The sequence below is a fragment of the Nostoc sp. genome (assembly GCF_041747015.1).
Classification (GTDB): domain Bacteria; phylum Cyanobacteriota; class Cyanobacteriia; order Cyanobacteriales; family Nostocaceae; genus Nostoc.
Genome location: NZ_JBGTFY010000053.1, coordinates 1 through 10,808, shown reverse-complemented (window position 1 = coordinate 10,808; position 10,808 = coordinate 1). Strand labels below are relative to the sequence as shown.

The following is a 10,808-nucleotide window of genomic DNA, read 5'->3' as shown; positions in this document are numbered from 1 at the left end:
TGATTTTACACATTTATAGATCCCCCCTAACCCCCCTTAAAAAAGGGGGAACCGGAATCAAAGTCCCCAATTTATCGGACGGTTTAGGGGGATTTAGAACGTTTTGATACCTGCAATAGGACTTTTCAAACATCCTCTTAAGCGATCGCCTATCTTTTGACGTAGCAAATCAATCTACACTTGGCTAACAATAATTTTTAGAGATGTCTAATGTAGATTAGTGTCGAGATAGTTGTCAAATCGTTCCCGCAGTTGTTCAACCGTTAGATTCTGAGTCCAGTACTCCACTAAGGCGTGACCAAATGCCCAAGCGTTACGGTCGGGTGAAGCGGAGTTTTCCAGCAATAACGGCCAGAGAGATAACAACTCAAAGTTGAGCGGTTTAGAATTGCCTGTATTCAAGAGTGAGAAAAGCTCATATCCCATTTGGAGTTTGCCAATCACAATCGGCAACTGTTCCACAGGAATTTGCTCTGCCAGCATATATGCTAGGGCTGGAGATCCGGTTGATAGCGTCGAAACAAACTGGAGAACGGGACTTTTGAGCAATGACGTTAGTCCCTGTGTTGTCGTCATCTGAAAAGTGTAATGGTCGATGATTTTGGCAGCGGCGATGGTACGGGCTTCTAGGTTACGCAAAAAGCGGGCGAGACGAAGTTGCTTGGTAGGCGCGATCGCATCTATTAATCCTAACGATAGCGCCTCTACTCCCCAAGGAATTCGATTAGTTTTGCGGTCACTCGTAACCACAGGTAAAACAAGATTACAGAAGTTTCCCAACTGTTGGGTACGATACTCAGTGGCTTCTCGAATCGCAACTTCTTTGGGACGATTGCCCCGTTCCCAATTATAAGGCGGCTGCCACTCGCGGATAGGACGCAGACGATCTACTTGAGTGACGATCGCGATCGCAGGTAAATCTGCAACTTCTGCTTTTATGTCTTGCAAAAAGTCCACATCCATTTGGAGGGCAGGATCGAGAGCAGGGGTAACTAACAGCAGCAAATCGGCGTTGATGGCATAATCAAGCACTAGGTTTCGCAATTTAGCACGGTTGACTTGTTCATAACCAGGTGTATCCAAAAGTGTCAGGGTTTCGCCGCTTTGAGTCTGCCATTGATAATTCTGAATGCGATCGGTACTGGGTAAAACATCTACTGCTGCCAGTTCGGACTGAAATAGCGTGTTAATCAAGCTACTTTTTCCTGACCCTGTACGCCCCACTAGCAGAATATTCACGGGCTTTTGCTCAACTGCCTTGGCTGGTTGAGCTTGAGTTAGGATTTCTCGGAGTGTTTGGGTTTTTGCTTTAGATAGAGTTGGTGTCGGTGAGGATGCTGAAACTGGTAATGTGCTGCGTCCGTAAAGAGCGATCGCTTGTCGGCATAAGTTTCTCAGGGCAGCCTCCCGAAATAACTGACTCAAATTCCCCAACAATTGCTGAGTTGCTTGGTTACTGTAACCTTGACTGGCTTGTTTGGCGATCGCCGCCACCGGATTTAAAACCCACTGCGCCCAGTTCCAAACACGCCAGAATTTTCGAGCCGATGGCTCTAACTTCCGGTAGACTTCGTAGCCTTGGTAGGCTTGCCCAACCGTGACTTGATTGAGAACTGGGGATAACTTCTGTATCCACTGATCCATATCATCCACCGTTCCCCGAATTAGTCCGTAAGCCTGGGGGACGTAAATGTTCAACAGAGGATATTGCACTTCGGGATTGTAGATATGAGCGATCGCTACCACCAAATCTTGGCATCGCGTCCAAAAAGTTTGCCAGTCTTCCCAAATTGGGCGATCGCTCTGTGCCCCTTGCAGAATCTCTTGGAGTGCGGTTTCTGCAAGCTTTGTGACATCACTGCCCACTGGTAGCCCGACTGTATCTCCTGCTGTCGATTCTAATTCTTGCTGGACTTGGGCTAATACAGCTTCCACCTGGTTGACAGCAGGTTGAGTCCATTTAACCAAGAGCCAACGCCAGCCAACAAATACAAGGGTGAACACGCCCCAGATCCAACTAATACCCCACGCATGAATTTGTGAACCGGCGGCTACCAGTAAGAAAGTGATGATAAAAGCGATCGGGATTGCCAACACGAACCACTGCCACAGTTTTAATCGCACCATTGCCCCATACCTGTTTTGGTTAGAGTTCTCATACTGCTATTGTCGATCTAATATCTTGTGGTGACTTCTAGATTACGGCGTGTATTAGAGTGTAATAATAGCTCACGCTGGCTGCTAGTTTATGTGATGTGTTGTGGTAAAAGTGGAGATTTGCTTACCTTTAAGATAAGATTTACGTGAATAAATCACAAAAAGCTGCCTTGTGCGCGTTGAATTATGCTTGTAGATTTTACGGTTGAAAACTACCGCTCAATTAAAGAACCTGTAACTCTAAGTGCAGTTGCTCAAAAACAAAGCGATCGGCACACAAGCCAAAGTAGCAAACGCAAACGGGTGAAGTCAGATCATGAAATTGCACCTGGATATCATGTTGAAGGGTGGGACATTGAGATTTTACCTGTTCTGGCAATTTTTGGAGCTAACGCATCAGGCAAGAGTAATGTTATCCAAGCTCTCGATTATTTATTGCTGATGATGTCTCATGGCACACAGGAAGCAGTGAAATTCCAGAGAACCTTTAAATATGCAAAACTAGATCCTTTTAAGTTAGATAGCATCTCTGCTCAAAAACCTACAAGATTTGAGTTAAGAACTTTATTCGATAATAATATTTATACTTATTCAGTAGTAATTAATCAAAATCATATAATTTCAGAAAACTTAGACTATGCTTTAAACACAACTAAGCGTACTCGTCGTTTATTTAATCGCCAATGGGATGAAGTTAGTAAAAAATTTATATGGAAAACTGGTGATTATTTTGCTGGTTCCCATAATCAACTCCAGGATAATATTAGAGAAAATGAGTTATTTATTAGCATATTAGTAAAGCTAAAAGTAGATGTCATTGAGCCTTTTCTCCGATGGTTAAAAATTCGCTTTATTGGAATTAATTTGGGAAATGAACAGCACGATATTACCGCGATCACATCACTGCAAGGTACTGATAGTTCCATGTTAAATGAAGTTCTCGAAGAAGTATTGACAATTTTACAAAAATTCGACACAGGACTGTTAACAATCAAAATTGAAAATAAATATGATGATCCAAATGACTACAATATATTTGCTATACATAATACCCATGAGGGTGGTTTAGTCGCTTGGCTTTTTGATGAAGAATCTCTTGGAACGCAACGCTTATTTAGTTTAGTATTTCTGATAGTAGTAGTGATGAAAATAGGAGGATTGATAATTGTTGATGAATTAGGCACAAATATTCATCCTAATATTGTAAGAAGTCTTATCAGAATATTTCAAAATCCTAAAACCAATCCCAGAAACGCTCAACTGATTTTGACAAGTCATGATAATACCTTACAAAGAAACAACTTATTACGACGCGATCAAATTTGGTTCACACAAAAGCGCCCTGACCAAAGTACTGAGTTGTATCCCTTGACTGATTTCCATGTGCGAAATGATTTGGCCATTGACAAAGCTTATTTAGATGGTCGTTTTGGAGCCGTTCCGTTTCTCCCATCTGAAGAGGAAATGATTTTACAGGGTGATGAGCAGTGCCAAGAAAGTTAAATCGTCGTCCACCTAGCAGAAATATTGCTCAGAAAATACTAATTGCTTGTGAAGGAAGTAAAACAGAACCAATTTATTTTAATAGTATCCGTAATGAATTACGTTCATCAATTTTAGATATTATTATATTGCCTCATCAAAACAAAACTGATCCAAGTAGTATTATTGAAAGACTCATCGAAGAGCGACAGCAGAGGAAAGATAACCAGCAGTGGACTAAAGAAGATAAAGCTTGGGCTGTTTTTGACGGAGATGAGCATATTGAAAAAAGTCTGGCAAATTGGCAAAGTGCAATAAATAGAGCTAAAAGCCAAAAGATTAATCTGGGAATTACAAATCCTTGTTTTGAACTCTGGTATCTAATTCACTTTCAAGACCATTTTGCACAAACCACCCGTGATAGGTTACTTAATTTACTCAAAAAGCATATACCAGACTATGACAAATCAATGTGCTTGTATCCAAAACCATTAAAATCGTTAACTGAACAAGCAATTGAACGTGCCGAAAAGATTGCAAAGCAGATAGAACGTAATGAATTAGATGAGCATTCTAATCCCTGCTGTAGTGAGTTACCCAAACTGATTAGTAGTTTATTAAGTTTAAAGAATAGTTAGAGAAATTACTTTAAATTATTTTAATCAGCTTTATCTAATTATTGCTTGTCATAAAAACTTAAAATGTTCGTAAACCTCGCAAGAATAAAGGTAGCGATCGCCTGGCAGAGAGACTTAAAATACTAATAATGCTACACTTTCCTAGTATTCAAGGAGTAATAGCTGTGGCTTCCATCACGATCAACATTCCCGATGAACAATTGCAGAAGCTGCAAGCATTAGCACAAGAGAGTGGTATCTCGCTTGCAGATTTGTTACGTGCCAGGATAGAAGACTGGCTCAATCACCCGACGAGCGAGTTTACTCAAGCAGCCAACTATGTGCTGAGGAAAAATGCCGAATTGTACCGACGTTTAGCATGATATCCGCGATCGCAAACAAGAATAGCGATTGACAAGGCTTTTTGTTGCTGATGAAACTTATCTCACAAACTTGGGAATAATAAATCATGCTTGAGAAACATTTGAAATAAATCTCAAGCATTAGGTGTATTTTACTCATCGGCGATTACAAGGAGCAAATTGTTAATGAAAGTAAGTTCATCAGGGATTAAACTAGGTTGTGCAATTGTTAGCAGCAGTTGTTTAGCAGCACTGGCGATCGCTTTAAATGGAGCAAGTGCTTTTGCTGCTCAATTCATCACGATTCAAAGCACTGGCACATTATCAGGAACTATCCAACTCCCCAGAAATAATCCCAATTTCAATAACAGTATTACTCGTATTGATACGGATGACACTGGAACTTATTACCGGAACTTAGGTACTAATAATAATCCTAATTATGTTCCTGTATATCAGTCAGATTATCTACAGGTAAGAACACGCCCTGATGCAAGTCTGCATTACTTCGTTGACTTTAAAGGCATTCCGATTGTCTCCTTCGATGGTGTTCTAACATCGCCGGTTCTTTCTGGTGGCCAACTGACTCCTTATAAATACCAAGGACAATTGTCAGGAACTACATTTCAAGGAGTAGTTCAGGATGAATTTAATCTCACAAAAGCTTTCTACACTGGTATTGTTACCGACCCAGATACCGGAAAGCAATATCAAGGCACTTTTGAAGTCAGTGGATATGGGGAGCGATATAGTAATCGCAATGGTAATTTAACTCCCACAGTCTTTGATTTCCAGTCCGATATCCCCGGTTTGCCAAGCGTAACATCTTTGACTATAACTAACGCTACCTTGGCGAGTTTGAGAATTAAAGTCCCGATAAATGAGACTTCTGTTCCAGAACCCGCTAGCATTGTCGGAACGCTGATAGCAGCTGGTTTTGGCATCGTTTGGAAAAGGAGAAAAGACATCTGTGCTAAAAATTTAGCTTAAAAATGCACTATCCCAACTCACATTAAATCACAGCTTGCTCATAATTTTGACAAAACTTAACCAACGTCAAGCGTAATACTTGGCTTAACTATGGTTTTGGATGTTTTTCGCAAAGGCAGGATTTACTGCCTTTTTTTTATAAATAACCAATAGTTCTCATTCCATACCTCGTTGCTTAAACATTTCCATCAATTTACGTTTACGAGCGTGGGCTTGTATCAGCTTTTCCCGATAGCTTAACCAATCAGCCTTCTTTCCAGATTCCAAATAGGCAGTACGTGCCTTTTTCAACCATTCAACCGCGTAATAGTAATATTCTGCTTTACCTGCATCCATAATCTTTTCAGCACGGCGACAAGCATTAGCAATCACCCAACCAGGATTCTGAGGGATAGCAGCATTCATGACTCGGTGAATCAACTCTGAATAATAAGAACTGAGTTCACTAGCGATCGCAATTGCATCATCAATTAGCCCTTCATGCAAGAAAATATCAACTTTGGCTGATTCTGTTCCCCAACCTCCAGAAGTCCGAATAATTCTCAGCAGGTCTATTTTGACACTTTCCCAGTTTTCTCCAGCCAATTCTTCCATCTTTTGGTAGTCAACAAAGGAAGGCTTGAGTTGGAAAGCAGCCTTAATTGCTAATAAAGCAGCTTCACTATTACCCAACTCCAGAGCTAAATCACTTGTCCAAATTCCTAATTCGTACTGACAATTACCCGGCAGATTTAATCCATTCTGAGCTATGTCTAGTGCCTGCTGTAATGCCTCCTGAACGCTTAGTGTTTTCGCTAAAGCAAAGGCTTCTTCCATTGAGTTCATCTGGGTTTGAGCAGCATCAATTGCTTCTTCCACCCTACCTAAACGCCCTAGCATTGTGAGATACTGCTGGGTTTGCCCTTCCGCTTCTGCTAAATACAGGTATTCTTGGTGACGTTCTTGACGTTCGAGAATTTTCAGCCGAATTAGTGCCAAATCATCTGCATAATCTGGCACGTCTTCTTCCCAAGCTCCCCTTTCGGTAATATTTCCTTCAAGAACTTGCACCAACGGTGGATAATCCCAACCTTGGCGTAAAGCTTCCATAATCATGCCAAAATCAGCATTCCACTCATCTTGCCAAGCTTCCAAATTCACCTGAATATCAACTTTTTCTTCTGGGATCAGCTCGGCACTGAGAATTGCTTCACACCAAGCATTATTTAATTCCCCAACAATTTCATCATTTTCAACGCCGTATTCTGCAACATCGTCCCAATTTTCTACACAGGTAGAGGTAATCGCTTCTAAAATAGCGATCGCATTCTCACCCTCTCCACGTTCGCTAAAATCTACAGCAGTCTGCACCACACTTAGCAATTCCTCGGCAATCGGGTCTTCTTCATACCCCTCCTCGAAGCAGCGCACGGCATCCCGAAGAATCTGCCGGACTTGTCGCCGAAAGGGAGCCGGATCTATAGTACTGCGGCGTATAGATTTTGTGGTTTTTTCCTGGGCAACAGGATTAGTCATCAAACTTACATGGCGGTCAATCGCCTCAATTAGTGGTGGGTATTCTGTCACCAATTCTTGCAGCAGCCTTTGGGTTTGAATATGATCCAAGGGATCAAGTAGTTGTTCTAGGGTGGGGCGCTGCTCAATATTTTCTGAGTTACGCGCACAGACAAGCATTGTCGCCACAACGTGTTTACACCACCCCTCAGAGTCGTAGTCACAGGTGCAGTTGACTGAGGTTAAGCCACTGCTATCGAAACTCAGATTCACATGATAAGGTCTGGATTGACTGCCCATAACATCTGCCTGAAGCAAATCACCACGTTGGGTGACAGCATTGACAGCACCTGCTTCATAATATGCCTCGCCCCGCTGGAAAGATTTGGCGTTGGCATAACGGCGGATAGTAAATTCACTGATTTGGGGAATAGACATCGAGCGATCGCCTGCGTAAATCTTTTGGATGAATCCTAAATCCAGCTTATGTGGAATGTGACATATATTTACGCAGGATTTAATAACTTGGCTGCCGTTTGTACATCTTTATCACCGCGTCCAGAGCAGTTAATTACAATCCGAGGACTGTCAGTTAATTGGGGACACAGAGTTTCGAGGTAGGCGATCGCATGGGCTGTTTCCAATGCTGGGATAATCCCCTCCAATTTTGACAATCGCTGGAACGCTGCTAAAGCCTCTGCATCCGTCACACTATAGTATTCGGCGCGACCAAGATCCTTCAAATAGCTATGTTATGGCCCCACACCAGGATAATCTAACCCCGCACTAATTGAGTGTGCCTCAATGATTTGCCCATCCTCATCTTGCAGGAGGTAGCTCATTGCTCCGTGCAATACACCAACTCGTCCTTTTGTCAAGGTCGCTGCGTGTTTTTCGGTATTGACACCTTCTCCGGCTGCCTCAACCCCAATTAACCGTATAGAAGACTCATTAAGAAACTCATAGAATAGTCCCATAGCATTGGAACCACCACCCACACAAGCCAAGAGAATATCAGGCAGTACACCCCACTTTTGCATTGCTTGGGCGCGAGTTTCTTCGCCGATTACTGCATGGAAATCACGTACCATCATCGGGTAAGGATGAGGCCCTGCTACCGAACCCAGGATGTAGTGAGTTGTTTCCACATTCGTCACCCAATCTCGGATTGCTTCAGAAGTGGCATCCTTGAGGGTTCCGGTTCCCGCCTCTACCGGACGCACTTCTGCCCCCATCAACTGCATTCTGAACACATTCAAAGCTTGACGTTCCATGTCATGAACGCCCATGTAAATTACGCATTCCAGCCCAAAACGAGCGCAAACTGTTGCTGTGGCAACTCCATGTTGTCCAGCACCCGTTTCGGCAATAATCCGCTGCTTGCCCATGCGTTTCGCTAACAATATCTGACCAAGGGCATTATTGATTTTGTGAGAGCCAGTATGATTTAAATCTTCACGTTTTAAGTAAATTTGTGGGCCCGTGCGATCGGGTCGGGCATAATGAGCAGTCAGACGTTCAGCAAAATATAATGGTGTGGCGCGTCCTACATAGTCCCGTAACAACTGCTGTAGTTCTGCTTGAAAATCAGGGTGATTGCGGTATTGCTGATAAGCTGTTTCTAGTTCAGCAAGAGCAGGCATCAGCGTTTCAGGTACATACTTACCGCCAAAGCGTCCAAAGCGACCTAGCGTATCGGGAACCTGAGCAGTTGAACTTGGAGAGAGGGGAGTGGTAGTCACAAGCTGATTTTGATGACAGGAATGATTTAATTATTATAGAAAAGTCTGAAGCATATCTGGGACTAAGAAAGAGTCTTTCTAATCCCCAATGTCTTCTAATGGATTTGTGATGTTAGCCTAGAAATAGATTTCCCAGCAGAATAATAACGTAAAAATCTCAATTGCTTTTTTCCTTAATAAAGATTTTATGTCTTCCTCCAATCCCAAATCTTCCGATAAAGGCTTTGTGTACCGCGAATTTGGCAACGACAACTCCGCTGCTATAGAAAGACCAATTTCAGAACTGCCTCCACAACAACAAAATCTCAAAGTACAAGCTTCCCGCAAAGGACGTAAAGGCAAAACCGTCACAGTAATCAGCGGTTTTCAAGCCAAAGCGGAAACCTTGGAAGATTTGCTAAAGCAGTTGAAAACCCAGTGCGGCACAGGTGGGACGATTAAAGATAACGAAATTGAAATTCAGGGCGAACATAAGCAGAAAATTGTCGAGATTTTGACTAAGCTAGGTTACAAAGCCAAAATCAGTGGTGGCTAATGTTAAGTGCGGTTTACCCCATCTCAACAGTGATCTATATTGAGATGGGCAATGCTATCTTTGAAAGGTACAGATATGCTTGAACAGTGGTGAATAAGTTTGCCAACAAGCTGTATTTAATGAGATTAGCAGGAGTTTTAAATGGATTTAGTTCGTCTGCTGTGTGCAATTTTCTTACCGCCTTTGGGAGTTTTTTTGCAAGTAGGCTTTGGTATGGATTTTTGGATTAATGTACTTTTGACGCTTTTCGGTTACATTCCTGGGATTATTCACGCAGTGTGGATAATTTCTAAGAAATAATTCTTTGGAGGCGTAGTTGGGTGGATTGATTTTGGCGTTACTGCTTCTGAGTAATGTTTTCGTGGAGGCAATTAAAGAATTGCCTCTACAAAAAGAGTTTAAATTGGATGTCTGCAAATTTTTAAAGAATTCACCATTAGCTAGGGACTTCCAAATAAATGTTTTATCTAGTCTTATAGCGGTTCTCGGTTGAGTGAGGTACAAGAACCCCACCCCCTAGGGGAAACGCATCTTATTTACTAATAATGCTATGTTCAATCCCCTCAAAACCTGTACTTATGCCTAACTGAAATAGCTTTTCGACTTCATTATAAAGATTCCCTTGATTCTTCTTTAATGTGATTACATAATCTGCATTCTTCTGTGTGATTAACTTCACAATCTCTTTTTGACAGCCGATGGCATCAATTGTGACAATACACCCAGATAGTTCTAATACCTTTAATAACTCTGGAATTGCTGTAATTTCATTTGATTTCTCATCAACCTTAACTTGTCCCAACACCAATCTATTTGTAGTTGCCCATGCACTCACCATTTGGATTGCACTTTTGTCACTACTTTGATCATAAGAACTACGAGAAAATACTGTAACTCTTGTCAGAAAGTACTTGTAGCTAATTTTATTACGTCGAACTCAGGTCTCATCGGTTATTAGCCCTCTGACTTCTACACTACCTAATGGTGAAAGTAAGCCTTCGAGATAATGCTCAACAAACAGACTATAAAATTTTTGGGTCATTCAAAGGACAAATTGCTAAGGATACGTTATACCAATATAAAAATCGCTTTCGTTGACTTTGAAAGTATTAATTTTAATCAATACTCTCCTAAAGCAGCTTTAAAAACTTGTTCAGCAGTTAAATTTAGCTCTCTTAAAGTAGGTGATTGAATCCGGTCATTTCCTAGAAATTGAGTAACTTGATATTCACCTTCGACTAAAGCATAAACTGATATTGTCGGTTGTTTAGGATTTCCAATAAACCGCTTTCCACCAAGAGCAGCATAGTCAACAATCCAATATTCTGGAATCCCAATTTCCTCGTACTCACCAAATTTCAGGAAATAATCATCACGCCAATTTGTACTTACAACTTCCACGGCTAATGGAATTGATTCTGCTTGAGTA

The 10,808-nt window shown here is 41.7% G+C and carries 9 protein-coding genes and 2 pseudogenes; 6 read left to right on the top strand and 5 right to left on the bottom strand.

Annotation, left to right across the window (positions count from 1 at the left end; genetic code table 11):
* Positions 1 to 207: 207 nt before the first annotated feature.
* Positions 208 to 2,127, bottom strand: a complete 1,920-nt coding sequence (locus tag ACEW80_RS04045; RefSeq protein ID WP_373525355.1) for a GTPase family protein — start codon at positions 2,125 to 2,127, stop codon at positions 208 to 210.
* A 216-nt stretch (positions 2,128 to 2,343) separates the two neighbouring features.
* On the opposite strand from ACEW80_RS04045, the gene ACEW80_RS04040 reads away from it, so the two are divergent.
* From ACEW80_RS04040 to ACEW80_RS04025, 4 genes are all read left to right on the top strand, one after another.
* The gene (locus ACEW80_RS04040) at positions 2,344 to 3,660 is read left to right on the top strand and encodes an ATP/GTP-binding protein (protein ID WP_373525354.1); all 1,317 of its coding nucleotides are present in this window, start codon (positions 2,344 to 2,346) and stop codon (positions 3,658 to 3,660) included.
* The gene (locus ACEW80_RS04035) at positions 3,645 to 4,277 is read left to right on the top strand and encodes an RloB family protein (RefSeq protein ID WP_373525353.1); all 633 of its coding nucleotides are present in this window, start codon (positions 3,645 to 3,647) and stop codon (positions 4,275 to 4,277) included. Before ACEW80_RS04040 ends, ACEW80_RS04035 begins: the two co-directional genes overlap by 16 nt.
* Positions 4,278 to 4,441: 164 nt before the next feature.
* Positions 4,442 to 4,639, top strand: coding sequence for a ribbon-helix-helix protein, CopG family (locus ACEW80_RS04030; RefSeq protein WP_373525352.1), 198 nt, complete (start codon positions 4,442 to 4,444; stop codon positions 4,637 to 4,639).
* Between the two features lie 165 nt (positions 4,640 to 4,804).
* A complete protein-coding gene (locus tag ACEW80_RS04025; protein WP_373525351.1) occupies positions 4,805 to 5,608 on the top strand; it encodes a PEP-CTERM sorting domain-containing protein in 804 nt (267 codons plus the stop codon).
* Positions 5,609 to 5,764: 156 nt separating this feature from the next.
* On the opposite strand, the gene ACEW80_RS04020 is transcribed toward ACEW80_RS04025, so the two are convergent.
* Together ACEW80_RS04020 and trpB are read right to left on the bottom strand one after the other, a co-directional pair.
* Entirely contained in the window at positions 5,765 to 7,540 is a 1,776-nt protein-coding gene (locus ACEW80_RS04020) for an SWIM zinc finger family protein (protein ID WP_373525350.1), read from the bottom strand.
* A 68-nt stretch (positions 7,541 to 7,608) separates the two neighbouring features.
* Positions 7,609 to 8,844, bottom strand: a pseudogene (gene trpB, locus ACEW80_RS04015) (tryptophan synthase subunit beta).
* Positions 8,845 to 9,031: 187 nt separating this feature from the next.
* Between trpB and ACEW80_RS04010 the strand changes: the two are divergent.
* Both ACEW80_RS04010 and ACEW80_RS04005 read left to right on the top strand, forming a co-directional pair.
* A complete protein-coding gene (locus tag ACEW80_RS04010) occupies positions 9,032 to 9,379 on the top strand; it encodes a translation initiation factor (protein WP_373525349.1) in 348 nt (115 codons plus the stop codon).
* A gap of 141 nt (positions 9,380 to 9,520) precedes the next feature.
* Entirely contained in the window at positions 9,521 to 9,679 is a 159-nt protein-coding gene (locus tag ACEW80_RS04005; protein WP_373525348.1) for a YqaE/Pmp3 family membrane protein, read from the top strand.
* Positions 9,680 to 9,938: 259 nt separating this feature from the next.
* Here ACEW80_RS04005 and ACEW80_RS04000 read toward each other — a convergent pair.
* Both ACEW80_RS04000 and ACEW80_RS03995 read right to left on the bottom strand, forming a co-directional pair.
* A pseudogene (locus ACEW80_RS04000) lies at positions 9,939 to 10,259 on the bottom strand (ISAs1 family transposase); the annotation flags it as partial.
* Positions 10,260 to 10,498: 239 nt separating this feature from the next.
* On the bottom strand, positions 10,499 to 10,808 hold a 310-nt coding region (locus ACEW80_RS03995), incomplete at its 5' end, for a Uma2 family endonuclease (protein WP_373525347.1).

Excerpts from the sequence above, each read along its gene's own strand:
- ACEW80_RS04045 (WP_373525355.1), bottom strand. The coding sequence starts at position 2,127 with ATGGTGCGATTAAAACTGTGGCAGTGGTTCGTGTTGGCAATCCCGATC.
- ACEW80_RS04040 (WP_373525354.1), top strand. The coding sequence starts at position 2,344 with ATGCTTGTAGATTTTACGGTTGAAAACTACCGCTCAATTAAAGAACCT.
- ACEW80_RS04025 (WP_373525351.1), top strand. The coding sequence starts at position 4,805 with ATGAAAGTAAGTTCATCAGGGATTAAACTAGGTTGTGCAATTGTTAGC.
- ACEW80_RS04020 (WP_373525350.1), bottom strand. The coding sequence starts at position 7,540 with ATGTCTATTCCCCAAATCAGTGAATTTACTATCCGCCGTTATGCCAAC.
- ACEW80_RS04010 (WP_373525349.1), top strand. The coding sequence starts at position 9,032 with ATGTCTTCCTCCAATCCCAAATCTTCCGATAAAGGCTTTGTGTACCGC.
- ACEW80_RS04005 (WP_373525348.1), top strand. The coding sequence starts at position 9,521 with ATGGATTTAGTTCGTCTGCTGTGTGCAATTTTCTTACCGCCTTTGGGA.